Source organism: Bradyrhizobium sp. AUGA SZCCT0431, from assembly GCF_018131065.1.
Taxonomy (GTDB): Bacteria; Pseudomonadota; Alphaproteobacteria; order Rhizobiales; family Xanthobacteraceae; genus Bradyrhizobium.
Window position 1 is genome coordinate 50,564 of sequence record NZ_JAFCLR010000031.1, and the last position, 23,101, is coordinate 73,664.

At 63.9% G+C, this 23,101-nt stretch carries 23 protein-coding genes and 1 pseudogene; 7 read left to right on the top strand and 17 right to left on the bottom strand.

Annotated elements, in window-relative coordinates:
- The first annotated feature begins 77 nt into the window (after positions 1-77).
- A pseudogene (locus tag JQ567_RS26450) lies at positions 78-751 on the top strand (methyltransferase family protein).
- 7 nt (positions 752-758) lie between these two features.
- Positions 759-1,118 carry a GFA family protein gene (locus JQ567_RS26455; RefSeq protein ID WP_212441535.1) on the top strand — a complete coding sequence of 120 codons (360 nt, stop codon included), beginning with the start codon at positions 759-761 and terminating at the stop codon, positions 1,116-1,118.
- A 111-nt stretch (positions 1,119-1,229) separates the two neighbouring features.
- Here JQ567_RS26455 and JQ567_RS26460 read toward each other — a convergent pair whose 3' ends face one another.
- Positions 1,230-1,937, bottom strand: a complete 708-nt coding sequence (locus JQ567_RS26460; protein WP_212441536.1) for a glutathione S-transferase — start codon at positions 1,935-1,937, stop codon at positions 1,230-1,232.
- A 221-nt stretch (positions 1,938-2,158) separates the two neighbouring features.
- On the opposite strand from JQ567_RS26460, the gene JQ567_RS26465 reads away from it, so the two are divergent.
- The gene (locus JQ567_RS26465) at positions 2,159-2,602 is read left to right on the top strand and encodes a DUF3606 domain-containing protein (protein ID WP_212441537.1); all 444 of its coding nucleotides are present in this window, start codon (positions 2,159-2,161) and stop codon (positions 2,600-2,602) included.
- A 109-nt stretch (positions 2,603-2,711) separates the two neighbouring features.
- Here JQ567_RS26465 and JQ567_RS26470 read toward each other — a convergent pair whose 3' ends face one another.
- Together JQ567_RS26470 and JQ567_RS26475 are read right to left on the bottom strand one after the other, a co-directional pair.
- The gene (locus tag JQ567_RS26470; RefSeq protein ID WP_212441538.1) at positions 2,712-3,089 is read right to left on the bottom strand and encodes a hypothetical protein; all 378 of its coding nucleotides are present in this window, start codon (positions 3,087-3,089) and stop codon (positions 2,712-2,714) included.
- A 257-nt stretch (positions 3,090-3,346) separates the two neighbouring features.
- Positions 3,347-4,504: an acyl-CoA dehydrogenase family protein gene (locus JQ567_RS26475; protein ID WP_212441539.1), complete on the bottom strand. Its 1,158-nt coding sequence runs from the start codon at positions 4,502-4,504 to the stop codon at positions 3,347-3,349.
- A gap of 109 nt (positions 4,505-4,613) precedes the next feature.
- On the opposite strand from JQ567_RS26475, the gene JQ567_RS26480 reads away from it, so the two are divergent.
- Complete coding sequence (locus tag JQ567_RS26480; RefSeq protein ID WP_212441540.1) at positions 4,614-5,549, top strand: LysR substrate-binding domain-containing protein; 936 nt, start codon at positions 4,614-4,616, stop codon at positions 5,547-5,549.
- A gap of 26 nt (positions 5,550-5,575) precedes the next feature.
- Here the strand turns inward: JQ567_RS26480 and JQ567_RS26485 are convergent, their stop codons facing one another.
- The 10 genes from JQ567_RS26485 to flgB all read right to left on the bottom strand — a co-directional run bounded on the left by JQ567_RS26485 (position 5,576) and on the right by flgB (position 15,551).
- Complete coding sequence (locus JQ567_RS26485) at positions 5,576-6,409, bottom strand: amidohydrolase (RefSeq protein WP_212441541.1); 834 nt, start codon at positions 6,407-6,409, stop codon at positions 5,576-5,578.
- A 184-nt stretch (positions 6,410-6,593) separates the two neighbouring features.
- On the bottom strand, positions 6,594-7,577 hold the full coding sequence (locus JQ567_RS26490; protein ID WP_212441542.1) for a Tim44-like domain-containing protein: 984 nt from the start codon (positions 7,575-7,577) through the stop codon (positions 6,594-6,596).
- Between the two features lie 151 nt (positions 7,578-7,728).
- Entirely contained in the window at positions 7,729-8,868 is a 1,140-nt protein-coding gene (locus JQ567_RS26495) for a hypothetical protein (protein WP_212441543.1), read from the bottom strand.
- A 165-nt stretch (positions 8,869-9,033) separates the two neighbouring features.
- Complete coding sequence (cckA, locus tag JQ567_RS26500; protein WP_212441544.1) at positions 9,034-11,598, bottom strand: cell cycle histidine kinase CckA; 2,565 nt, start codon at positions 11,596-11,598, stop codon at positions 9,034-9,036.
- Between the two features lie 219 nt (positions 11,599-11,817).
- Positions 11,818-12,891: a flagellar biosynthesis protein FlhB gene (flhB, locus tag JQ567_RS26505; RefSeq protein ID WP_212441545.1), complete on the bottom strand. Its 1,074-nt coding sequence runs from the start codon at positions 12,889-12,891 to the stop codon at positions 11,818-11,820.
- Positions 12,892-12,988: 97 nt separating this feature from the next.
- Positions 12,989-13,759: a flagellar biosynthetic protein FliR gene (fliR, locus tag JQ567_RS26510; RefSeq protein ID WP_212441546.1), complete on the bottom strand. Its 771-nt coding sequence runs from the start codon at positions 13,757-13,759 to the stop codon at positions 12,989-12,991.
- Between the two features lie 182 nt (positions 13,760-13,941).
- On the bottom strand, positions 13,942-14,205 hold the full coding sequence (gene fliQ / locus JQ567_RS26515; RefSeq protein ID WP_192740264.1) for a flagellar biosynthesis protein FliQ: 264 nt from the start codon (positions 14,203-14,205) through the stop codon (positions 13,942-13,944).
- 145 nt (positions 14,206-14,350) lie between these two features.
- Positions 14,351-14,662, bottom strand: a complete 312-nt coding sequence (gene fliE, locus JQ567_RS26520) for a flagellar hook-basal body complex protein FliE (protein ID WP_212264296.1) — start codon at positions 14,660-14,662, stop codon at positions 14,351-14,353.
- Between the two features lie 17 nt (positions 14,663-14,679).
- Positions 14,680-15,108, bottom strand: a complete 429-nt coding sequence (gene flgC / locus JQ567_RS26525; protein WP_212413703.1) for a flagellar basal body rod protein FlgC — start codon at positions 15,106-15,108, stop codon at positions 14,680-14,682.
- A gap of 26 nt (positions 15,109-15,134) precedes the next feature.
- Positions 15,135-15,551, bottom strand: coding sequence for a flagellar basal body rod protein FlgB (gene flgB, locus JQ567_RS26530; RefSeq protein WP_212264294.1), 417 nt, complete (start codon positions 15,549-15,551; stop codon positions 15,135-15,137).
- Between the two features lie 435 nt (positions 15,552-15,986).
- On the opposite strand from flgB, the gene JQ567_RS26535 reads away from it, so the two are divergent.
- Positions 15,987-16,910, top strand: coding sequence for a flagellar biosynthetic protein FliO (locus tag JQ567_RS26535; protein ID WP_212441547.1), 924 nt, complete (start codon positions 15,987-15,989; stop codon positions 16,908-16,910).
- Positions 16,907-17,659, top strand: coding sequence for a flagellar type III secretion system pore protein FliP (gene fliP, locus JQ567_RS26540; RefSeq protein WP_212035006.1), 753 nt, complete (start codon positions 16,907-16,909; stop codon positions 17,657-17,659). Before JQ567_RS26535 ends, fliP begins: the two co-directional genes overlap by 4 nt.
- Here fliP and JQ567_RS26545 read toward each other — a convergent pair.
- Positions 17,647-17,871, bottom strand: coding sequence for a hypothetical protein (locus JQ567_RS26545; RefSeq protein WP_212441548.1), 225 nt, complete (start codon positions 17,869-17,871; stop codon positions 17,647-17,649). The genes fliP and JQ567_RS26545 overlap by 13 nt on opposite strands.
- An 85-nt stretch (positions 17,872-17,956) precedes the next feature.
- Between JQ567_RS26545 and JQ567_RS26550 the strand changes: the two genes are divergently transcribed.
- On the top strand, positions 17,957-18,403 hold the full coding sequence (locus tag JQ567_RS26550; protein WP_212441549.1) for a GNAT family N-acetyltransferase: 447 nt from the start codon (positions 17,957-17,959) through the stop codon (positions 18,401-18,403).
- 46 nt (positions 18,404-18,449) lie between these two features.
- Here the strand turns inward: JQ567_RS26550 and JQ567_RS26555 are convergent, their stop codons facing one another.
- From JQ567_RS26555 to JQ567_RS26565, 3 genes are all read right to left on the bottom strand, one after another.
- The gene (locus tag JQ567_RS26555) at positions 18,450-18,686 is read right to left on the bottom strand and encodes a hypothetical protein (protein WP_212204334.1); all 237 of its coding nucleotides are present in this window, start codon (positions 18,684-18,686) and stop codon (positions 18,450-18,452) included.
- A 111-nt stretch (positions 18,687-18,797) separates the two neighbouring features.
- Positions 18,798-19,091: a DUF1488 family protein gene (locus tag JQ567_RS26560; protein ID WP_312017468.1), complete on the bottom strand. Its 294-nt coding sequence runs from the start codon at positions 19,089-19,091 to the stop codon at positions 18,798-18,800.
- A gap of 73 nt (positions 19,092-19,164) precedes the next feature.
- Entirely contained in the window at positions 19,165-23,082 is a 3,918-nt protein-coding gene (locus JQ567_RS26565) for a tetratricopeptide repeat protein (protein ID WP_212441551.1), read from the bottom strand.
- Between the last annotated feature and the right edge of the window lie 19 nt (positions 23,083-23,101).

Below are 23,101 nucleotides of genomic sequence, written 5' to 3' on the forward strand. Positions count from 1 at the left end.
CTGGCCTGTCGGGCCAAACGCCGCAAGTTTGCCGAAAAATCGCGCGATCATGATGCCCCAGGCAATGGGGATACCGCATGATTGCGAAGCTGTTGCTGCAGAACACTTTCTTCGTCGTCGGGATGGGTGCGCTGCTGTTTGCCTCCGCCGGCACGCTGCATTGGCCCGGCGCATGGGCGTGCCTTGCCACCTCCGCGGTGCTCGGCCCGGCCTGCGGCCTGTGGCTTGCGAAAACCGATCCCGCGCTACTCGCCGAGCGGATGCGGCTGACGGCCCGCGAGGAACAGCCGGCCGCCGACAAGAAGTTCATGCTGGTGTTCGCCGCCACGGGGTTGATCTGGTTCGTCGCGATGGGACTGGACCGGCGCATGCAGGCCTCCCACGTCCCCCTGGCCCTGCAGGTGCTGGGCGTTGCCATGTACCTGCTCTCGACCGGCTTCATCATGTGGGTGTTTCGCGAAAACTCGTTCGCAGCCCCCGTGATCAAGATACAGGTCGCGCGCGACCATCATGTGATCTCGACGGGTCCGTACGCCTTTGTCCGTCATCCCATGTACAGCGGCATCATGCTGTTTTCGTCGGCGTGCCGCTGCTGTTGGGATCCTGGTGGGGCGTGGCGCTGGCGCCGCTGTTCGCCATCCTGTTCGCGGTACGCGCCGGTATCGAGGAGCGCGCGCTGATCGCGGGCCTGCCGGGCTATGCTGACTATGCCGCGCGCGTGCGCTATCGTCTGGTTCCGGGAATCTGGTGAGGGACACATGCCTGAAAGCAAGACCTACACGGGCGGCTGCCATTGCGGCCAAGTACGGTTCGAATGCACCACCGACCTGGCGATGGTGACCGCCTGCAATTGTTCGATCTGCACCAAGAAGGGCCTGCATATTACGTTCCTGGAGCCGAAGAGCTTTCAGCTCCGCGCCGGCGAGGACAACTTACGCGAATATCTCTTCAACAAGCACGCGATCCGCCACCAGCTCTGCATCGATTGCGGCGTCGACGTCTTTGCGCGCGGCACCAGGCCTGACGGCAGCGAAGTGGTGGCGCTCAATGTGAGCTGCATCGACGGCATCGAGCTATCGAAGCTGACGATGACGCCGATCGATGGAAGGAATAGGTGACGGCACGCCGTCATTCCGGGGCGCGCTAGCGAACCTCAGATGTGCGATTGCACATCGGGGAATCTCGAGATTCCGGGTTCACCGCTCGCGCGGTGCCCCGGAATGACTAGGTTAGAGATCCAGCGCCTTGTAGCGCCGGAATATTCCGTCCTCGTTGAACGCAATCCGCCGCTCGCTGGCGAGATAGGCCTTGATGTTCGGCCGCGCGGCGACGCGGTCATGCAGTTCGACCAGGGCGGGAATGTTCTTTTCAAACGCTTTCATGCGCTTGGGAAAGGCGTAGCGCAGCCCCTCCACGATCTGGAACAGCGACAGGTCGACATAGGTCAGGCGCCGGCCGGTGACGTAGCCGCCGCCATTGGCGGCCAGCAACTCCTCGAAATAATCCAGATATTTCGGCACCCGTGACTTCCAGAATTCGGCGGTGCGCTTTTTGGCCGGCGCCTTCTGCTCCTCATAATAGAGCGACGGGCCGAGCGGATGATGGGTGTCGTGAACTTCCAGCACGAAATCCGTAATGGTGAGCTGCAGCTGGTGCACCCACAGCCTTGCCGCTTCCGCCTTCGGCGCCAGCCCATGGCGCGCGCCGAGATAGAGCAGGATGTTGGCGGTCTGGCCGATCACGAGGTTTCCCGCTTTGAGGAACGGCGGCGCAAAGGGCGGCGTGCCCTTTGCAGTCTCCATCATCTTCATCATCGCGCTGGTGCCGTTGCCGCTTCGCGCCACGTCGGTATAGGCCGCGCCGGCTTCTTCCAGCGCAAGCCGGACGTATTCGCCGCGGCCCTGAATATGTGGCCAGTAATACAGTTGATAGCGCATCGACGGCATCTCCAAAGACCTGCACCAAGAGCCCTGCTCGCAGCCATAACACATCAGTCCGTATTTCGTTCGTCACAATGCCGGCCGGCCCTGACGCCCATCACCAAGCAATTGCGCTTCGCATGGCCTGAATTCTCCACAGGCGCGAATCTGTCCGAAGGCGGGTGGCCGTGTTAGGTTCCGACTGGGTGCCGGATTCCTCAACACGACAGGAGCATGGGATGGCGGATGACAAGAAGAAGCGCGGCGGTGCCGATGCCGCGCTGATCGCAATGGGCGAAGCTTACGAAGTCGCCTATTGGTCGAAGAAATTGAAGATCACGCCGGCCCAGCTGAAAGCCGCCGTCAAGAAGGTCGGCCACTCCGCCAGGAAAGTGGAAGCCTATATCGGGGAGCAGAAGCACAAGGCCGCCGACCGCGCCCTGATCGCCATCAGCCAGCCTCACGAAGTCCGCTACTGGTCGAAGAAGTTCAAGGTCACCCCGGCGAAGCTGAAGGCTGCCGTCGCCGCCGTCGGGCATTCATCGAAAAACGTCGGCGCCTATCTGGCCAAGAAGAAAACGACCAAGAAGAAAGCCGCCAAGAAGACCGTCAAAGCGCCTGCCAAAAAGAAGGCTGCAAAAAAGAAGACCGCCAGAAAGGCGTCAAAGAAAAAGGCCGCCTGAAAGGCGGCCTCAAAGCCGGGCATGGCTTCTTCGAGCAACAGCGCCGCGATCGTGTGGGACCGTCGCCGGACAGGGCGACGGTGTCAGGCGATGGCGGCTTGCGTAAGGCTCAATAACCGCAGGTGGCGCAGCGCGGCGCGACCGGCGCATAATAGGCACGGGCCGGCGCAACCATTTCAACGCGCTGCTGGACGGCGTATCGCGGGGCTGTCCGTTGATAGTGGACGCGGCCGGGCGAGACCATCACGGTCTTCGGCACCATCACGGTGCGATAGCGCGCCGGGGTGCGATACGCAGTGACGCGGCCGGGCGAAACCATCACGGTTTCCTGCACGGTGCGGTACTCCGCCGGGACCACCTGCTGCACATATTGCTGACCGCAGCAGGGCTGCGGCTGGTAGCACGAATAGCAGCCGGCGGAAGCGGCGGTCGGGATGACGGCGGCGGCGAGCGCGGTGGCGAAGGCGGCGGCAATAACGCGAGACATGATATACCTGCTGGCTTTGAGAAAATATCTGCGAAGTTGCACACAACTCCGTCTGGCCTAATGGTCTAGCGCTCGCGCAGGGTGCGTCAACTTGAAAACAAAATTTACCTTGATGAAGATCGCTAACAATTCCTGAACGGCGCGCGACGCCGCACGCGATCCAGGGCATGAACCCAATCAATTCGGGTTGGTCGGCAGCCGTGCACGCATCGGTCGAGATCCGCACTCAGAGCATCGTGACTATTCCACAACGCGGCTCAAAACCGCGGGGTGCCGGGATCGAGGCCAAGCCCCACTCGGCCCGACACCACGTAGTTGTTCGGGGTCATTGCGATATGCTTTACGGCCGCATCAACGTCGCGAACGAAGCGCTCGATCGGGGACGTCTCGAAAATTGCGCCCGCTCCCGTCTCGGCGGCGAGCATGTCGGCGATCCGCACCGCGCTTTCGGCGGCATGCGTGCAGGCCGTCCTGAACACCGCGCGGGCAGTGGCAAGGCGCGCCCCCTCCTCTGCTGAGGCCGCCATCAATTCCGACATCGCATCGATCAGGAAAGCGCGCGCCGCGCGATGCAGCGCGTCCGCCCGGCCGTAGTTGCTTTGTACGATCTCGCGATCGCGCAGCAACGTGCTGACACCCTGTCGGGCCTTGCGGCTCGCAAGTTCGACAAAAGCGTTCATGGCGCCGCGCGCGATTCCAAGCGGGACCACGGAAACAGTCCAGGCGAATGCTGACAGCCTGGGCAAGCAATACACGATCCCGTCCTGCGTAGAACGAGATTCCATGAAGGCGTGCGTGTGTTGCTCGGGGACAAAGAGATCGCGGACTTCGAAGTCGCAACTGCCCGTGGCACGCAACCCCGACACCCGCCACGTGTCGTGGACGATGACATCGCGGCGCTCGAAATAGCAGCACAGCGGCGGTTCATCCTTGCCGCCGGCGCCTTTCATGCTCGCGAGGCCCATAAAGAGCGACGCGTGATGAGCGCCACTGCCGAACGGCCAGCGGCCGGTGACGCGATAGCCGCGTTCCGCCTTCAGGGCCACGCCAACGGCGCCGGTGGCGCTCGTGACGAAGGCGCGCGGATCGGAGAAAAACTCCCGCGCGACCTGCTTGGGCAGGTAGCCGCCGACGCGACTCATGCCTCCGCCATTGCCGACAAGCCACCCGACCGAGCCGTCAAGCGCGGACGCGGCCTCCACGACGGTCATGAAATCGGCCGGCGACAATTCCGGACCACCGAATGCCTCGGGTAGCCACAGGCGGAACAGACCAGCGTCCGCAAGCGCATTGAACACGGCATCCGGTAATCGGCGTTCGCTGTCGAACGCCGCACGGTGCTCGGCGATCACAGGCGCAAGCCGCTTGATCGCTGCGAGATAATCAGAGACCCGGCCGGAGGCTTCCGCCAGCATTTTGCGATTATCCTGTCAGACGCCCGGCCACTCTCGGCCTCAAGGCACCGTCCACGCAAGCTCGGATAATTCATGTGCAGGATGAACTGATTTCATCTAGGCTGGGCCGATGCGCAAGCTGCCGCCCCTCACCGAGCTTCGGGCCTTCGAGGCCGCGGCTCGTCATCTGAGCTTCAAAATGGCAGCGGCCGAGCTGTACGTGACGCCAACAGCCATTAGCCACCAGATCAAGCTGCTCGAACGCTACTGCGGCAGGGCCCTGTTCCGCCGCAGGCCGCGCCCGCTCAAGCTGACGCCGGCGGGTGAACAGCTTTTCCCGGTGATCCGCGATGGCTTCGAGACTTTCGCGGATGTGCTGGCGTCAGTGCGGCCGGGCGCGATGGGTGGGCGGCTACGCATCACCGCCACCAATGCATTTGCGGCACGATGGCTGGTGCCCCGGTTGTCGAACTGGCGCGCCGCCCATCCGCGCCTCAAACTCGATATCCTCGGGACGGACGCTGTTCTCGACCTTGCAGCAGGCGAAGCCGACATCGCGATCCGCTATGCGCGCAGGCCGCCACCGGGTGATCATTGCATTGAGTTGACGCGCGACATCTTCCGCGTCGTTGCGAGTCCAAGGCTCGTCGGCAATCAGGGCAAGTTACTCACTCCGGCCGAACTGGCCAACTTTCCCCTCATCGAGATCGATTGGCCATCCACGGACCTGGACGCTCCGAACTGGCAACGCTGGCAGACGATGGCGCGCCGCCGCCTCAAGCGCGTGCCCGACCTCGCGCAACTGCAGAGTCTTGCGTTTCGTGAAGAGTTGCACGCCATTGAAGCCGCAATCTCGGGTCAGGGCATCGCGATCTGCAGCGATGTGCTGGTGGCGCCGGAGCTTGCAAGCGGCGCACTCGTGCAGGTCTCGAAGCTCACACTGCCGGGTTACGGGTTCTACCTCGTGCACCGGTCCGGGCACGCCAAGCTCGCGTCGATCAGCGCATTCTCCACGTGGGCCCGCTCAATGCAGAAAACATCCGCATCGATTCCGGTCAGGAGCTAAAACTCACCGCTAATGAGCCCGCGCCTCTACCCTCGGACGCGCTCATAGTCCCAGCCGATCCAGGCGCACAGGCTGCGACCCATTACGTCTTCCACATCAGCCCCCTTCAGCCACGGCAGTTCCTCGGTGAAGAAGGTGACGCATTGCCGGTAGCTGCAGGGCATCCGCGTGATGTCGGTGCCCCAGAACATCCGCTTCGGCCCATAGGCATCGAAGATGCGATGCAGCCCGTCATGGATGTTGCGGAACGGATACGGCTCGGTCGAATAATGCGGCGCGCCGGTCGCCTTCACCGCGACGTTCGGCAGCTGCGCCAGCGCTAGCAGTTCATCGAGATGGACGAACGCCTCGGCATCCCGCCCGTGCCGGTTCAGGCCGCAATGATCCAGGATCATCTTCAGGCCGGGATGCCGTTCGGCGATCTCGCGAAACTTCGGCAGGAACAGTCCGCCCATCATCGCCAGCGGCAGCCCCTCCTGCTCGGCCGCGGGCCACAGCCAATCGAGCGAGCCGTCGTAGAGCCATTTCTGGTGTTCTTCCAGCAGCAGCGGCCAGCGCAGCCCCATCATGCCGGGCTGCTTGCGCCAGCCATGGATCAGCTTGCGGTTGTCAGGGTTTTCGAGCGCAAAATTGCCCATGATGGCAAAGCGGTCCGGATAATTCAGGACCGCCTCGATCGCCAGCGCATTGGAATCGGGATCCCAGCCGGCTGGCGGGTGGATCAGCGCGGCATCCACCCCGGCCTCGTCCATCTCGACCAGGACTTCCTCGGCCGTGAACTTCGCGACCTTGCGATGCAGGCCCGACGTCGGCGTCACGGTCTGCGACCAGATATGAACCTGCGCGTCGATGATCTTCATCTTCTCACTTCCGCCATTCCAGAAATGACTTCGTCAGTTCGCCGCGAAGCAATACATCAGGCCGTCGCCGCCAGTTGGTACGTCGTCAAAAACACGCCGCGGCATTCATTATTCCGGGGCGCAAAGCAAAAGGCGCCGCGGAATCAACCGCGGCGCCTTGTATGTTTTAGCGTTCAGCAGAAGATCAGTTGGTCTGCTGGATCGCCGAGAGTTCCCATTGTCCGCCGGATTGCCGGGCAAAGGTCCAGACTTCCGTCGCCTCGATCGGAGTCTCGCTGCCCGAGACCAGACGGTTGGTGCCGCGCTCCAGGGTCTTGTCGACCAGCGAGAAGCGCATCGCGACGCTCGCATAATCGGTTTGGCCTTCGCGCCAGGCTTCTGCGAGGTCGCCCTGCAGCAGCTTGACGTCGGACACCTTGTTGACGTCGTTGTTGGCCTTGTTCTGCTCGAGGTCCTTGGTGAAGTACGACACCATCTCGGGCGTTGCGAGCGTATGCAGTTTCGCGACGTCCTCGTTCGACCATGCGGCCTGGACTTCGCCAAGCAGCCGTTCGAACGCCTCGTAGTCGGAAGGCCCGATCTCGAGCGGCGCGGGGGTGCTCGATCCCAGACCAAAGCCCATTCCGGAGCCGAAGCCGGTCTGCGGCGGGGCTGAACCCGCGGCAGGTCCGGCAGCGGAATTGGCATAGGCGTTCGCCGGCGTGTGGCGGCGCTGCCACCACGACATCGCCAGCTTGACCACGATCAGGATCAGGCCGATCTGCAGGATCAGGCCGATGATCGACGCCATCCCGCCGAGGCCGCCAAGCAGTCCGCCACCGGACAGCATGCCGAACAAGCCGGCGCCGAGGAAGCCTGCGGCGAGACCGCCCATCATCATGCCCATACCGGGCCGGCTGAAGAAGCCACCCTTGGCTGCCCCTGCGGCGGCTCCAGCGGCCGCCGGTGCGCCCGGCTGGCTGAAGGTACGGTTCATGGGCTGCGCCGCATTGGGCGCCGTGGTGGTGCTGGGCGGAGCCGAATAGGTCTTCGATCCCCGCGAACCGGAGCTGCTGCCGCCGCCCACACGGGCGTCAGCCGCCGAGATCGCCATCGCGAGGGGAACCGCCAGCGACAGGACGATGGCGAAAGCCCGGACAATTCCGCGCGTACGTTGCGAGAAATTCATATCTGTTTCCTCAATTCCCCGGCATGGGGAAGCAGCCCCTAAGATGGGCAGAGCTGCTTAAAAGTGAAGCCGTAAACGGGAACAAGCGCTGCGGCCCTCAGTCGCGGGGATGTGACGATTAGGCCGGTTGTGGGTTTGAACCCGTTGGAACTTAGGAGTTTTCCGCGTGGACCTGGCGAGTCGGATGGGGATCGGCGACGACGGGTCGAAGGACGGGTGCAAGGACCGGCCCGAGGATGCTTAACGCCACCTCACCGACCGGCGATGGATGCGATGTTTCCTCGGCCACGAGGGCCTGATCCATGGTGTGGGCACCGAGCTCGCACATGGCCTGGGTCGCGACATCGCCGCGGCGAACGCATTCCTTGGCCAGAAATTCGAATTGCGCCCGCGCCTGGCGCAGGGTCTCTTTCGGCACGACCGCGCTGTTTTCTCCGGGCGCTGAATCCCGGTCCGGCGGTTGAACCGGAGGCGAGCCGCCTTGGGCTTCCGCGCGCGGGTCGGTGGCTGCAACGCCGAGCTGGCTGATCCGGTCGAAGGCCGATCGAAGCTCCTCGCGCTTGGCCTCGAGCGCCTCGATCCTCTGCTGCAGTTCCTCGTGTTCGTTCGCGGTCGCGACGCGGATCGTCGCAAGCTCGTCCTCGCGTGATCGCAGTCTGGATTGCCAATCGTCACGCTCACGATCAAAGGCAAGCCTGAACTCGGCCATGACGGCCTCGCTCTGCGACAGCTTTGCCGAGAGTTCGTCGCGCTCGCGCAGAAACTCGCTGCGCTGCTGCTCGATTTGCTTGATGCTCGCTTCCAGGCTTGCCTTCAGCGCGACACGTTCCTGATCGAAGCCTGTACCAAGCTCGGCCAGGGCCGATTCATGCGCCTGCGATTTCGTCGCGGCCTCCTCCTGTGCACCCTTCAAGGTTTCCTGCGCTCGCTTCAGCGTGTCGCCGAGTTCGAGCAGCTCCGCCTCCCGCTCCTCCAACGTCGTCTTGAGCGTATCGCGCTCGGTGATGATGAAACTGGAGAGCTTTACGTGCCGTTCGATGTCATGCCGGAGGCTTTGGCATTCGGTTTCCAGCTCGTCATTCTGGTGGGACACGGTTTCGTACTTGTAGCGCCACAGCTGTTCCTCATCGTGCGCGCCGGAAACGTGCGCCATCAGGGCGTCGATCAGATCGGCCGCCCGCATCAGATTTTCGGCGTTTTGCCCGTTGGACATCATGTCGGCGAAACGGCGCAGAAAATGCGCTGTTTCCGCGGCGTCAGCCGCCTCAGGAACCGTGGCAGGATCGGTCATGCAACTTGCCTTCGTGAGCAGCGTCGGTGCCGTATGCGGACACCTTAACCCCATTCAGAACGGCAAATGTATGGTGGCGCGGGTTCTCCGGACCAAACGGTGGGAACAGGACCGTTCCGGCCTCACAACAAATCCTGAAATCCGGACCGAAGACCGAAAGCGGCCTTACGACGCCGTCATCGTCTCCTTCACCTTCGCGACCAGTGCGCTCAGCGCAAAGGGCTTGGCGAGGAAGGCGAACTGCTCGTTTTCCGGCAGGCTCTTGTCGAAGGCCTCTTCGGCATAGCCGGAGACGAAGATGATCTTGAGGTTGGGATTGCGCTGCCGCATTTCCTTGAGCAGCGTCGGGCCGTCCATTTCCGGCATCACCACGTCGGAGACGACGAGATCGACGGCGCCGTTCTTCTCCTCCAGCGCTTCCATCGCCTCGATGCCGTTGGCGGCCTCGATCACGCTGTAGCCGCGCGATCGAAGACCGCGCGCGTTGAGCGAGCGCAGGCCGTCCTCGTCTTCCACCAGCAGGATGGTGCCCTGCCCGGTCAGATCGGCCTGCGGCTTCGGCGGCTCCGCCACGGCTTCCTTGGCGGCGCCATTGGTAACCTGCGGTTCGGGTGCAGCTTCCAGCTCGGGACGGTGCCGCGGCAGGAAGATGCGGAACGTGGTGCCCTCCCCCGCTTTCGAATCCACGTAAACAAAACCGCCGGTCTGCTTGACGATGCCATAGACGGTCGACAGCCCGAGGCCGGTGCCCTTGCCGACCTCTTTGGTAGAGAAGAACGGCTCGAAAATCTTGTCGACGATCTCGGCGGGGATGCCGGTGCCGGTATCGGCGACGTCGATCCGGACGTAATCCGCCGCCGGCATGCCCTTGTAGGACAACAGCGCGGCTTCATCCATCGTGACGTTGCTCGTCTTGACCGTCAGCTTGCCGCCATCGGCCATCGCGTCGCGGGCGTTGACGGCGAGATTGACGATCACCTGTTCGAATTGCGAGACGTCGACCTTCACCGGCCAGAGATCGCGGCCGTGCACCAGGTCGAGCTTGACCTTCTCGCCGATCAGGCGGCGCAGCAGCATGGTGAGATCGCTCAATGCGTCGCCGAGGTCGAGCACCTGCGGCCGCAGGGTCTGGCGGCGCGAGAACGCCAGCAGCTGCCGCACCAGCGTCGCGGCCCGGGTGGCGTTCTGCTTGATCTGCATGATGTCCTGGAACGACGGGTCGGTCGGCTTGTGCGCGTTCAGCAGGAAGTCGTTGGCCATCATGATGGCCGAGAGCACGTTGTTGAAATCGTGCGCGATGCCACCGGCAAGCTGGCCGACCATGTCCATTTTCTGCGACTGGTTGATCTGGTTCTCGAGCGTGCGTCGCTCCGTGGTTTCCAGCATGTAGACGATGGCGGCCTCGGTTTCGCGCTCGTCCTCCTCGACCGCGGTGACGAAATATTGAGCCCAGCGCTCCTTGGCCCCGTCGAGCATGGCCTCGACCGGCGCGATGTCGCCCTGCCCTTCGGCGGCCTGGTTGATCGCCGCGATCAGCAGGCTGCGGTCGCGGGCGTTCACACTGCGGAAGATCGACTTGTTGGCGGCACCATCCGCACTCAGGCTTTGCGCCAGCTTGGCGAAGCGGGCATTGGCGCGCACCACCGCGCCGGCGCGGTCCACGGTCGCGATCGCCATCGGGGTATGGTCGAAGAACCGCATGAAGCGCACTTCCGCGGCGCGCTCGGGGTCGGAATGCTCGTCGCGCGCGCGGCTGATCACCAGCGTCCGCGACGCGCCGGGCACGCCGTCGGCGCCGAACGCCAGCTTGTGATAGAGCCGCACCGGCATGGTCCTGCCGCTGCGCATGCGCAGATCGATGTCGAGCACTTCGGTCTTGACTTCGCCCGGCACCGCCACGATCGAGGTCAGCAGCGATGCGCCGTCGCCCGATACGATATCGGTCAGCTTCAAGCCGCCCGATCCGATCTCGGCAAGGTCGTGATCGAGCCAGCCCGCCAGCGTCGCGTTGACATAGACGACCTCGCCACCCGGACTAACCGAGAAGAAGCCGCAAGGCGCGTGATCGAGATATTCGATCGCGTGCTGCAATTCCTTGAAGACGTCCTCCTGGCGTTCGCGATCCCGCGTGATGTCGGCGATCGACCACACCGAATATTTCGCCTCGCGCTTGCTGGCGCCGAGGGGTCGGACCCGCATCCGCAGCCAGCGGCCATGGGCGCCGTCGGTCCCTGCGATCCGGACTTCCTCCTGCTGCCGCTTGCCCTCGCGCGCCGCCTTGAGCAGGCGGAACACCGCCTCCGACACATCGGGATTGCCGATGAAGACGCGCTCGATCGGGCGCACCTCCTGGGCGGTCGCGGCCCCCGTCAGCGCCAGATAGGCGGCGTTGGAATAGACGACATGGCCGCGCGAATCGGTCACCGCGAGCCCGTCATAGGCATGGTCGGCGATCCGCCCCATCACCGGATCGTCGGTGCTGCGGTCGGTGAAACGGATGATCCCAGCGGCAAAGGCGAACAGATTGAACAGGCCGACCATGGCCAGCAGCGCCAGCACGCCGAGGATATAGGGCTGGGCCTGGGCGCGGCCGATGGTCATCAGCACGACCGCGATCGCGACGATACCGGCGGCCACCAGCAGCACCAGCACGATGCTGCCGCCACGCCGCGCCGGCTCATGGGCCGCGAAGGGCTCGGGGGACGGATGGCTGTCGGTTTCGGCGGTCATATCAGGGGACGCAAGCCCGTCGGCATGGGATGGCGCGCTGATCTGCGCGCCTCCCTTGAGTGCCTGAATCGGACCGGCAAGCGCAAGTCCATCAGGCGGCTAATTGGCATCAATAGCGGTTTCAAGCGAAATGGGCACCGGTTCGAGTGAAGAAAACACGTAAAAAATATCGTCCAGGGCTTTATCCAACGCATTTCAAGGCAATTTCCGGCCCATCCGTCAGTTGCGCCGGCCGGCAGCGTCGCGCTTCAACCCCATGACAAAGCCGATGATTTCGGCAACCGCATGGTAGTGCTCGACCGGGATTTCCTCGTCGACATCGACGGTGGCATAGAGCGCGCGCGCCAGCGGCACGTTCTCGACGATCGGAATGTCGTGTTTCTTGGCGATCTCCCTGATCTTGAACGCGATATTGTCGACGCCCTTGGCGACGCAGACCGGCGCCGACATGCCGCGGTCGTAGGACAACGCCACCGAATAGTGGGTCGGGTTGGTGATGATCACGCTGGCCTTGGGCACATCGGCCATCATGCGCTTCTTCATGCTGGCCTGGCGCAACTGCCGGATCTTGGCCTTGATGTGGGGGTCGCCTTCGGACTGCTTGAACTCGTCCTTGATCTCCTGCAGCGACATCTTCTGCCGCTGGAACCACTGCCGGTACTGGAAGAAGTAATCCGCGATCGCCACGGCAGCCAGCATCGCCACCACCGCGCCCATCAGATGCAGCGTCAGACTGGTGGTGACGCCCATGATCGCCGTCGGGTCGAAGGCCAGGAACGACTCCAGCCGATGGCGCTCCGGCCACAGCACCGCCATCATGACGGCGCCGAGTGCGACCAGCTTGAACAGGCCCTTGAGGAAATTCGCCAGCGCCTGCTTGCCGAAGATGCGCTTGAAGCCGGCGCCGGGCGACACCTTGCTGAATTTGGGCGTGAGCGATTCCGACGACCACACCAGCCGATGCTGGATCATGTTGCCGGCGATGGCCGATATCATCAGCATCAGCAGCGGCACACCGATCGCCGCCAGCACGGCAATGCCGAGCGTATTGCCGAGTTGCAGCAGCGCCGTGCCGTCGGCGCGCAGCGTGCCCGCATTGGCGATCAAATTGCGCAGCGGCATCAGGATGCCGCCGCCGATCGAGCCCGAGAAGGTCGACAACACCAGCGTCGCGCCCGCGATCACGAACCAGGTGTTGACCTCCTGGCTCTTGGCAACGTCGCCCTTCGCATGCGCGTCGTCGAGACGCTTTTGCGTAGGGTCTTCTGTTTTATCGTCGCTATCGTCGGCCATCGCGGCGCCTTGGCTTTTTTATTTGAGCATGATCTCCGCGCAAACGCTTCGCGTTTGTCGCGAGGGAAAACCGGTGCCCACTTTTCCGGATCATGCTCTATCTAAGCGGTGTGAGCTCGTGCATGACGCCGGTGAAGTAGTTCAGATAGGTGCCCATCATCGCCGTGAGGACGCCGGCGAAGATCAAGAAGCCGATCAGGATCGAGAGCGGCACACCGACGAAATAGACCTGCATCGCCGGCATCAGCCGCGCCAGAATGCCGAGCCCCATGTTGAAGACGATGCCGAACACCAAAAACGGCGCCGACAATTGCAGGCCGATCTTGAAGGCGGCGGTGAAAGCCCGGGTCGCAAGCGCCGCGACGTCGCCGGTCGGCATCGTCTCGCCCGGCGAGAAGATCCGGTAGCTCTCGTTGAGCGCCGCAATGACCAGGTGATGGGTGTCGGTGGCGAACAACAGCGTTATGCCGAGGATAGAGAGGAAGTTGCCGATCAGAAGGCCCTGCTGGCCCTGGGTCGGATCGACAGCGGTGACGAAGCCGAGGCCGAGCTGCTGGGCGATCACCGAGCCTGCGACCGCCAGCGCCGACAGCGTCACCCGCGCGGTGGCGCCGAGCACCACGCCGATGACGATCTCGTGCACCATCAGAACGCCCATCGCGCTCATCGAGGTCAAATCGACCTGATAGGCGGCGCGGTGCAGCGGCAGGATGATCAGCGTCAACAACAGCGCGATCGCGAGCTTGATCCGGACCGGGATGTTGCTCTCGCCAAATCCCGGCAACAGCATCACCATCGCCCCCACGCGGGCAAACACCAGCATGAAAGTGGCGGCAAGGGCCGGCAGCAGCGAGATATCGACGCGCATGACCTAGCCGGAGTGCGGTGGATTTGGCATTCGCATCAGCATTTGCCGCGAGTCCTCCATGCGAATGCCAAATCCGAAGACCGCACTCAAGACTCCTTTCTACTAATGTCCCTTTGGCTCCAACATTCGCAAAAGAACCCTCAGCGACGGGATGCGAATGTTGGACCCGGGACATTAGTGCATCATCCGCCTATGATTCGCGACGATATCCGCATCATGTAGCCTTGCAGCGAATCCGCCATGAACGGCAACGCCAGCAATAATGTCACGAAGATCGCGAGGATCTTCGGCACGAAGATCAGCGTCTGCTCCTGGATCTGCGTCAGCGCCTGGAACAGCGACACCACGACGCCGACCACAAGGCCCACCACCATCAGGGGTGACGACACCACCACGATGGTCCAGATCGCATCACGCGCCACGTCGAGGGTTTCAGCACCGGTCATTTTTTGAATCTCGTTTGCTCTGAATCACATTCGTCATTCCGGGATGGTCCGAAGGACCAGACCACAGATGCGCAATTGCGCATCGGGGAATCTCGAGATCCCGGGTTCGATGCTGCGCATCGCCCCGGGATGACGTCCAAGGACGTCAAATCGGCATCTTCATGATGTCTTCGTAGGACTGGATCACCCGGTCGCGTACCGACACCAGCGTCGAGACCGCGACGTCGGTCTCGGCCACCGCCGTCACCACGTCCATGACGTTGGCCTTGCCCGAAGTCATCGCGATGGTCTGGGCGTCCGACTTCTTGCCGGCTTCCATCACGCTGCCGACGGCATCCTTGAGCAGCGCGCCGAAGGACGGGCCGCCCGAAGTCTGGCCGCCCTTCTCGGCGCCGCCGGTCTCCATGATGCGCGAGAGCGCGGCGTAGGCGTTTGCTGCAACGGTCGGTGAAGCCATGGTCTATGATTCCTGTTTCAGGCCTTGAGAATATCGAGCGTGCGTTGAATCATCCGGCGCGTGGCGCTGATGATGTTGAGGTTGGCCTCATAGGACCGCTGGGCTTCGCGCATGTCGGTCATTTCGACCAGCGGGTTGACGTTGGGATATTTGACGTTGCCGGCGGCGTCCGCCGCCGGGTTGCTCGGCTCGTGCTTGATGCGGAACGCCGACTGGTCGGTGCGCACCTTGCCGAGCGTCACCACTTTCGCATCGATCGTGCGGTCCAGCGCCGAGGAGAAGGTCGGCACCTTGCGGCGATAGGGATCGCCGGCGGCAGTGGGCGCGGTGGAATCCACGTTCGCGATATTTTCCGAGATCACCCGCATCCGCCCGGCCTGCGCGCGCAGGCCCGAGGTCGCGATGCTCATCGAGCGGGCGAAGTCGCTTCCACCATCATCTGCCATGATCCGGTTCCCCTAAATGCGGCGCGTCAGCGCTTTCCGATGGCGGTTTTGAGAAGTCCGAGGCTGCGGGTGTAGAGCGATGTGGCCGCCGCATAATCCATCTGGTTGGCGGAGACCCGCATCATCTGATCTTCCAGATTGACGGCGTTGCCGGCCGGCCGGGTCAGGAATCCGCTCTTGCCGCCATCGCCGTCGAAGGTCTGCGCGCCGCCGGACACGCCGATATGGCTCGCGCTGGTGCGCATCATCGCCATCGATCCGAAAGTTCCGCCGACGGTGGCGGCGGAACCTTTTTTGTCGAATTTCGGTTCCACCAGATCGCGCGGCTTGAAGTTCGGGGTGTTGGCGTTGGAAATGTTTTCGGCGAGCACCCGCTGGCGCTCCTGATGCCACTGCATCTTGGTGCGCAGCGCCGACAGGATCGGAAGATCGTTGATGGCCATCGCGAGCGGGTCCCCGTTAACCTCTGGCAGACGCCGCGAGGTAGGCAGAATTTGCCCGGTGCATGGTTAACGGCGGGTTAAAATCCGCAGAAACAGGCCGTGGACAACGCGCTTGCGCCGGAGCCGGCGCCCAAAAGAGCGCATTTTCGCCACGAAATCTGCGTTAACCAGCAGCGGCCAACGCGGCCGGGGGCGCTCAGAAGTCGTTTTGGATCAAGCGATTCTTGGTCTATTAATTAATGGGCGGCAGCGTTTGCCGTGGGGAATTAAGGAATAGGGCTGATCTCGGGCGTGATTCGCCGGTCGACGGATCGCTTCGGAACATGAATATCGTTTCGGAACATGAATCCGGAAGAATCATGTTCAAGTTGGAAGATCAGATCCGCGCACCTCGAAGCAAGCATGTGAGAACGGCCTGAGGCCGGGGACTAGAGAATGCAGACAGCATATTTCATCTTCGCATTCATCGCCGTGCTGGCGCTGATCGGCGTCGCCGCATGGCTGGTGCGCCGCTTCGCCACCAACCGCCTCGGTGCCAACCCCAATCGCGGGCGGATGCCGCGGCTGGCCGTGATCGACGCCGCCGCCGTGGACGGCCGCCGGCGCCTGGTGCTGGTCCGGCGCGACAATGTCGAACATCTCCTGATGATCGGCGGCCCCAGCGACATCGTGGTGGAACCCAATATCGTCCGTGCCATGCCGGGCCGTGACCAGATGGCGCCGCGGCCTGCGGTCACCGGCGAGCAGCCGCCGCGGATCGCCCCGCTGCCGGATGCCGGCTGGAACGACGAGAGCGCGCGCGACCCGTTCGATCACGCCGAGCCGCAAATGCCCGAGCCGCCGCCGCGCCCGGCACGCCCCGCTTTCGCCGACGAACTCCGCCGCCCGGCGCCGCCGCCGATGGCCGAGCGCCGCACCGATCCGCTGGCAAGCTTTTCGCCGGAGCCGATGGGCGGCCGGCCGGAACCGCGTCCCGATCCGGTCCCGCAGCGCCTGGCCCGCGCCGAACCCATGATGCCGCGGCCGCAGCGCCAGATGGAGTCGCCGAAGGCGCCGCCGCCGGTCCGAGCGCCCGAGCGAGCCGCAGCACCGCCGCCGCCACCCCCGCCGCCTGCGCCTCCGCCGCAGTCCGCCGACCAGAATCTCGCCGAGATGGCGCAGCGGCTCGAAGCCGCCTTGCGCCGGCCGGCCGATGCCCCGATCGCACCGCCGGTCGCGCCGGAGCCGCCGCCTGCCCGCCCCTCGCGCAGCGAGACGCCCGCCCCGCCGCCCCCCGCGCCCGCACCGCAGAAGAGCGGGTTTGAGAATCTCGAAGACGAGATGGCCTCATTGCTGGGCCGCCCGAAGTCTCCTTCGTGAGATCGGCGAAAGCCCCGCGTAGAGTTTTATTTTTTGTCACACTGATAGCCGCCGGATCGCTCGCCGATCCGGTGCTGGCGCAGGACATCAGCATCAATCTCGGTCAGGGCGGTGGCGGCGTCACCGAACGCGCGATCCAGCTGATCGCGCTGCTGACGATCCTCTCGATCGCGCCGTCGATCCTGATCATGATGACGTCGTTCACCCGGATCGTGGTGGTGCTGTCGCTGCTGCGCACCGCGCTCGGCACCGCGACCGCACCGCCGAACTCCGTGATCATTGCGCTCGCAATGTTCCTGACCGCGTTCGTGATGGGGCCGGTGCTGCAAAAATCCTATGACGACGGCATCAAGCCTTTGGTCGCCAACCAGATCGGCGTCGAGGACGCGCTGCAACGGGCGTCCGTGCCGCTGCGCGGCTTCATGCTGAAGAACGTCCGCGAGAAGGACCTCAAGCTGTTCCTGGACATGTCGCGCGAACCGCCGCCGGCGACGCCGGAAGAGATGTCGCTGCGGATTCTGGTGCCGGCCTTCATGATCTCCGAGCTGAAGCGCGCCTTCGAGATCGGCTTCCTGTTGTTCCTGCCCTTCCTGATCATCGACCTCGTGGTGGCGTCGGTTCTGATGTCGATGGGCATGATGATGCTGCCGCCGGTCGTGGTGTCACTTCCGTTCAAGCTGATCTTCTTCGTGCTGGTCGACGGCTGGTCGCTGGTGGCGGGAAGCCTGGTGCAGAGTTACGGGACGTAGTGGATCTGATCCGCGCCGATGTCACGGGCGGTTGGATAAGCGGTCGCGCCGGCCTTCTCGACGACAGCCGTCGTGATCATGCCGATGCCGTTGCCTGCAACCTCTTTGGTCCGCAATTCCGTCACGAATAGCGCGGCCGTGCCGATGACGGCGACCGCGACAGCTATCGCGGCCGGAACCAGCGCTCCGTGCGTATTATTCCTGGGATGCATAAAAATTAGTCCGTCTCTCGCGCTATTTGGCCGCTTGGGAAGCTACGATTTGGGATGGAAACGGTTTCAATCAAGGAGCTCACAGATGACAAGTGCGCGACTGGTAAATGCCAGCGATCTCGACGCGCTGCTGGCGCTGTTTGCCGATTCCGACGTCAGCCGGAGTGCCGAACCAGAACGAGCTAGAATAATTTGGGCGCAGATCCTCGCCCGCGAAGGAGTAATGATCTTTGTATCGGACGAAAGCAGTAGAATCGTTTCAACCTGCACGCTCATCACCACGCCCAATCTGCTGCGCGGCGGTCGTCAGTTCGGCATTCTCGAGAATGTCGCAACCCATCCCGCCTTTCAGGGACGCGGCCACGGCCGCGCGGTGGTCGGGGCGGCCCTGGCGGAGGCGTGGAAGCAGGATTGCTATCAGGTCCTGATGCAAAGCGGCCGGGCCGATCCGCGCGTGCATCGCTTCTACGAGGCTTGCGGTTTTGTCCCCGGACTTCGCACCGCCTACGCCGCGCGCAATCCTGCGAGATAGGAAAGGCGCGAATCTCCTCGCGATCTACTCACTCCTCGCGATCTGCTCATTCCTTGAAATCATACTGCTTGCAGAGGTGATCGCCGATCTGCACCACCATCGCGACGCATTCGGGATAGCCCGGCTTGTCGATCGTCGCCTGTTCGGCACTGACGCGAAACTCCCAGGAGTCGCCGTCGCGGAGCACCGAGATCACCATTCCATCGGGGCAATCGGCATGGACCTTCAACTCGGCCCTTGCCATCGCAATGAGTTCGGCTTCGGTCTTGGCTGGTTTGCTCATGGCGATAGTTCCCCCGGTGGCGTCTTTGATTTTGTGTGCGCAGGTTGCCGGTTCGGAAGCCGTCTGTCGAGGGGACGAGCGCGAGGCGCGATACCTTGCCGCGCCGGGGCGCTATTTCGGGATGTGCTTGGTGAATATTCTGACGACATAGCCCTTCACGGCCGGTGCCGCGTCGAACATGTCGGAGGCGATGCGCTCGACGGCATCTCGCAACGCCAAAAACTGCGCCTGTCTTGCCAGGCTCTCGGTTCCCTTGACGCCTGCGAGCTCGTCCATGGCGGCGTCACTGATCTGGCATTCGATCGTCTCGTCCCCATTTTGCATGGTGAACTTGAACGCCAATCGTTCGTTGTCGTGTCCTACAATTCGGCCCCGGGTCAGCGGCATCGAACGACAAACTTCCATACGGCTTGATGTGTGGATTTCGCTTAACCGACGAAACGCTGGCGCGCAAACCCCGCCGGGGTTGCCTGAAGTATTATTTTGCCGCTCCGGCGGTTTTGTGTCCGACGATCGCGGGCAGCGAACCGGTGTGGACCGGCTCGCCCCTGGCCATTTCGGGCGAAATCGGCGCGCGCGCGGTGGCGTCGGGGAAGCGGACCTTCATTTCCCGGATAAAGCCGTCGAGTGTGTCGACGCCTGCCGCCATCTTGGCAATCGAGACAAATTCGGCACTTGAGGCAGCGGCCGGCTTGCTTGCGATATCGAACGCCAGCCGGTCGGTGTCGCCGGACATCAGCGGCGCATATTTCTCGCGGAAGCGCGACAGTCCGAGGGCGTCCTCGGCGAGCGCATATCCGACGACGGCGCGGATCACGTCGCCCTTCTCCACCGCGTTCAGCGGTTTGAAGTCGCGCCAGCGATCGGCATAGTACAGTTCGATCTGTTCGGAGGCCTCGCGCCACTGCCGCGACGCCCAGTAGATGTCGGAACGCAGGCGGATCGCCTCGCGTCCGGTGATGTTGGAGATGATGTCGAGCGCGAGGTCATGGCGTCCGACGTCGCTTTGCGCCCGCGCCTCCAGCAACAGGCGCTGCTGGCGCAACTCACCCGAGAGATCAGCGATGCGCGTCGTGCGCAGCGCCGCGACCGCGCGATCCGGCTTGCGGTTGGTCAGATAGACCATGGCAAGGCGCGCCGCCACCTGCGCGCGCGCGGCACCCTCCAGCCGTTTATCGATCTGATACTGCAGCAGCTCGGCGGCCTGATCGAGCAGGTCGACTGCCACCAGGCGGTCCGCCAGACGGCGGATCATCTCGTCGCCGCGGCGGCCGATCGGCGTCAGTTCGCGATACTCGTAGAACATGCCGAGCGCATCGATCGGCTTCATCTCCTCGCCCTTGGGGCTGAGAAAGAGCTGCGCAAACAGCGCGGACGCGGCGTCCTGGCCCTGCCGCGCCAGTTCGGAATTCGGCTGCAGCCGGGTCGCGGTCTTGGCCGCCGCGAGCGATTCCTCGTAGCGGCCCGCATCGGCATATAGCTGCGACAATACGGCAAGGGTCTTCAATTCGATCGCGTCGCCGCGCCAGATCGCCGACAGCGTTTCCAGTTCGCGCAGCACCTCGGCTTGCCCGAGCTGGCCGCGCCGCTGGCGGAGCAAGACCTCCAGCAGCGTGGCTTCGGCCGCGGCGGGCCGATCGGACGAATTGACGGCGAACCGGTAGGCGTCGAGTGCGTCCTTGTCGTGGCCGAGCGCCTCGGCCAGCCGTCCGCGCAACACCGCGATCTCCGGCTTCATTTCCTTGGGCACGCCGACAACCTCGAGTTCGCTGCGGCGGCGCGAGGCTCCGGCATAGTCCTTCACCTCGAGCGACGCTCGCATCGCATCCGCGGTCACGATGCGCTGCATTTCCAGCGGCAAGGCCGCGATCGAGAATTCGGCGTTCTTGAACTTCTCGCGGGCGTCAGCCCACTTGCCCTGGCGTGCAAAGGCGAGCGCCTTCCACAATTGGGAATCATAGCCATTGCCGATCACCGGACTGGCCAGGCCCTTCAGCCCCCGCTCGGGATGGCCGATCAGGATGCTGGCGACCGCATTGACCATGACGACGGCAGCGTCTTCACTTCCAGCCTTGGATTCAGAGAGGATGAGATTGGTCACTCCCCTCGCTTCCTGAAACATCCCCCGCGCCATATAGAAATTGGCAAGGTCGAGCCGGGCTTGCGCCAGCCCGTCATCGCCGGCCGCGGCCGCTGCCTTGATCAGCGCATCCAGCCGGCCCAGAAAATTCTCCTCGCGGTTCTTGCGCCATTCCTTGGCGTCAAACAACGGCCGCACCGCCGCGGTGGCGCGTTCGGCAGAGACGTCGGCCGAGGACAGCGTCAGCCCGCCCGGCCGGCCGAGCATGACCTTGTCGGACCCGACCTCGGCGGTGATATCGTCGGAATTGGGATGAACGACGACGCCGTGGACGGATTCCAGCAGCGACAGCTCGACGAAGTCCTGCCGCTTGATGAAGCCGCGGGTCGGCGGCGGCGCGGTGACCACCAGCAGCGTGTCGCCGGCGTCGGGGTCGATCAGCCGATGCATGAGGCCGGGGCTCGCCAGCGGCACGGTGACGTTGGCCAGCGCCGGATCGGTGATGTTGCGCAACACCTGCAGCGGCAATGGTGGCGCCTGCACACGATCGGCAAATGTTAGCGTCCAGACCATGCCGTTGGCGCGGCTATCGCTTTCAAGCGACGGCATCTGCGGCCGGTTGAGACGAATGCGGATGGCCTGGCCTTTTTCCAACGGCAGCCGGCTGACGTCGCCGATGATTGCGCCGCCCTTGGCGCGGATCTGCTCGACATCGATCGGCCCGGTCTGGTCGAACACCAGCCACACCGTGTCGGCGCGGCGGAACATGGCCGCCGGCGTCGGCGCGGCAAAGGAGAACATCACACGCAGGCCGTCGCTGTCCCGCCTCGCCTCGACGGAAGCCGCCGGTGGTTCGGCTTTCTTCGGCGCCTCAACGGCAGCAGAAGCGGCCTTCTTCGGCGCTGCGGGTTTTGGCGTCTCGATCGCGGCGGCCGGCGTTGCTTCCGAAGGCGTTGCTGCTTTCGGCGTCTCCACCGGAGTCATCTTCTCAGCCGCAAGCTCCGGCTTGTGAGGCACAGCCGGCAACTTTTCCATCGCCGGTGCGGGCACGGCAGCCTGCGGCGCCGGCTTCTCCGCGACAGGCGCAGGCTGCTCGACGACCGGCATCGCGCGCGGCGCTGTCTCAGACGCGCGCGGCGCAGTCTCGGGGGCCGGTGGCGCTTTTTCAGTTGCGGGCGGCGCCTGCTGCGGCTCGCCGGGCTTGATCTCGATTTTCGCCTGCTCGGCGATGGCCTCCGACGTCACCGGCGGCAGCTGCGGAGGATGCTGCGGCGGAATCGAGTCGTTCAGCGGCTTGCTGTGGGCGATCGCCTGGGCAGCGGCGATCTGCGCTGCGACCCCCGACCTGGCCGTCGGGGCATGCGCTACAGCCGGGGCATTCGGGGCCGCCGGGGCTTGCGTCTGTTCCGCCGCCGGCTTGTCGACCTGCTGGAAGGCGACGTCGATGACGTAGTTCTTCTCTTCGCGGAAGGAATGCACGTCGACTTCGCCGATCAACACGATATCGACCGCGGAGGAATCGCCATCGGTCCGCTGCGTGATCGAGGCGATATTCGGCGGCGCCGCCACCTTGGCGTCGGCCAGATCGAACGCCAGCACGCCATTGAACTGCAGCGTCAGCTTCTGCTCGTTCAGCACCGAAGAAACGTTGACCCCGTTGGGCATTTCAAAGACGAAGCGGACAAAGGTCGGCTGCACCGAGGCGCGGACGCGCACCGGCGGCTTCTTCTTGGCCGCGGCAACCGCAAGCTGGGCACGCAGCGCGCGTTCGGCGGCGCGGGCCCGCGCGGCCAGTTCGCGAATGACGTCGGCCGGCAGCGTGGGCGGCGGGCCGGTCCAGCTGTCGGGCAGGAAGTCGACGAAGATCCGCTCGCCGGCCGTCATGGTATTGATCGTCGCCCGCCGCGCCAGCGACAGGCGGATCGCCGAACCATCAGGGTCGCGCCGCGCCGACCCAACATAATCGGGCACCGCGTCGCTCAATTTGTCGACGGGAATGTCCACCGGACGCTTGAAGCGGATCACGATGATCGAGCCGGCGGTGATGACGTCGGACTCGACGTCCTCGGCAAGCTTCAGCACCAGCCGCGCGTAGCCGCCGGACGCCGTGAACGTCGCTTCGCCCTTGACGAGGTCCTGCGACCGGCAGGGCGAAGCCACCGTCAGGCCGGCGAGCACCAGCAGGATGGCAAGTGGCGAGCGGAGCCCAAGAGATCGGTTAAGAGATCGGTCAAGGGTTTCAACAAGGCAGCGCCGGGCCATCCGCGCCAATGCGCGGCCTTGCGACCCAATTCCAGCGGCAGCCCTTTGCCCCATCCAGGATGTCTCTTGGCCT

Coding starts and splice junctions, on each gene's coding strand:
- JQ567_RS26565 (WP_212441551.1), bottom strand. CDS start 23,082: ATGGGGCAAAGGGCTGCCGCTGGAATTGGGTCGCAAGGCCGCGCATTG.
- JQ567_RS26455 (WP_212441535.1), top strand. CDS start 759: ATGCCTGAAAGCAAGACCTACACGGGCGGCTGCCATTGCGGCCAAGTA.
- fliQ (WP_192740264.1), bottom strand. CDS start 14,205: ATGACCGGTGCTGAAACCCTCGACGTGGCGCGTGATGCGATCTGGACC.
- JQ567_RS26535 (WP_212441547.1), top strand. CDS start 15,987: ATGCAGACAGCATATTTCATCTTCGCATTCATCGCCGTGCTGGCGCTG.
- JQ567_RS26485 (WP_212441541.1), bottom strand. CDS start 6,409: ATGAAGATCATCGACGCGCAGGTTCATATCTGGTCGCAGACCGTGACG.
- JQ567_RS26470 (WP_212441538.1), bottom strand. CDS start 3,089: ATGTCTCGCGTTATTGCCGCCGCCTTCGCCACCGCGCTCGCCGCCGCC.
- JQ567_RS26465 (WP_212441537.1), top strand. CDS start 2,159: ATGGCGGATGACAAGAAGAAGCGCGGCGGTGCCGATGCCGCGCTGATC.
- JQ567_RS26555 (WP_212204334.1), bottom strand. CDS start 18,686: ATGAGCAAACCAGCCAAGACCGAAGCCGAACTCATTGCGATGGCAAGG.
- fliR (WP_212441546.1), bottom strand. CDS start 13,759: ATGCGCGTCGATATCTCGCTGCTGCCGGCCCTTGCCGCCACTTTCATG.
- JQ567_RS26460 (WP_212441536.1), bottom strand. CDS start 1,937: ATGCGCTATCAACTGTATTACTGGCCACATATTCAGGGCCGCGGCGAA.
- JQ567_RS26545 (WP_212441548.1), bottom strand. CDS start 17,871: ATGCATCCCAGGAATAATACGCACGGAGCGCTGGTTCCGGCCGCGATA.
- flgB (WP_212264294.1), bottom strand. CDS start 15,551: ATGGCCATCAACGATCTTCCGATCCTGTCGGCGCTGCGCACCAAGATG.
- cckA (WP_212441544.1), bottom strand. CDS start 11,598: ATGACCGCCGAAACCGACAGCCATCCGTCCCCCGAGCCCTTCGCGGCC.
- JQ567_RS26495 (WP_212441543.1), bottom strand. CDS start 8,868: ATGACCGATCCTGCCACGGTTCCTGAGGCGGCTGACGCCGCGGAAACA.
- JQ567_RS26480 (WP_212441540.1), top strand. CDS start 4,614: ATGCGCAAGCTGCCGCCCCTCACCGAGCTTCGGGCCTTCGAGGCCGCG.
- flhB (WP_212441545.1), bottom strand. CDS start 12,891: ATGGCCGACGATAGCGACGATAAAACAGAAGACCCTACGCAAAAGCGT.
- JQ567_RS26560 (WP_312017468.1), bottom strand. CDS start 19,091: ATGGAAGTTTGTCGTTCGATGCCGCTGACCCGGGGCCGAATTGTAGGA.
- JQ567_RS26550 (WP_212441549.1), top strand. CDS start 17,957: ATGACAAGTGCGCGACTGGTAAATGCCAGCGATCTCGACGCGCTGCTG.
- flgC (WP_212413703.1), bottom strand. CDS start 15,108: ATGGCAGATGATGGTGGAAGCGACTTCGCCCGCTCGATGAGCATCGCG.
- JQ567_RS26475 (WP_212441539.1), bottom strand. CDS start 4,504: ATGCTGGCGGAAGCCTCCGGCCGGGTCTCTGATTATCTCGCAGCGATC.
- JQ567_RS26490 (WP_212441542.1), bottom strand. CDS start 7,577: ATGAATTTCTCGCAACGTACGCGCGGAATTGTCCGGGCTTTCGCCATC.
- fliE (WP_212264296.1), bottom strand. CDS start 14,662: ATGGCTTCACCGACCGTTGCAGCAAACGCCTACGCCGCGCTCTCGCGC.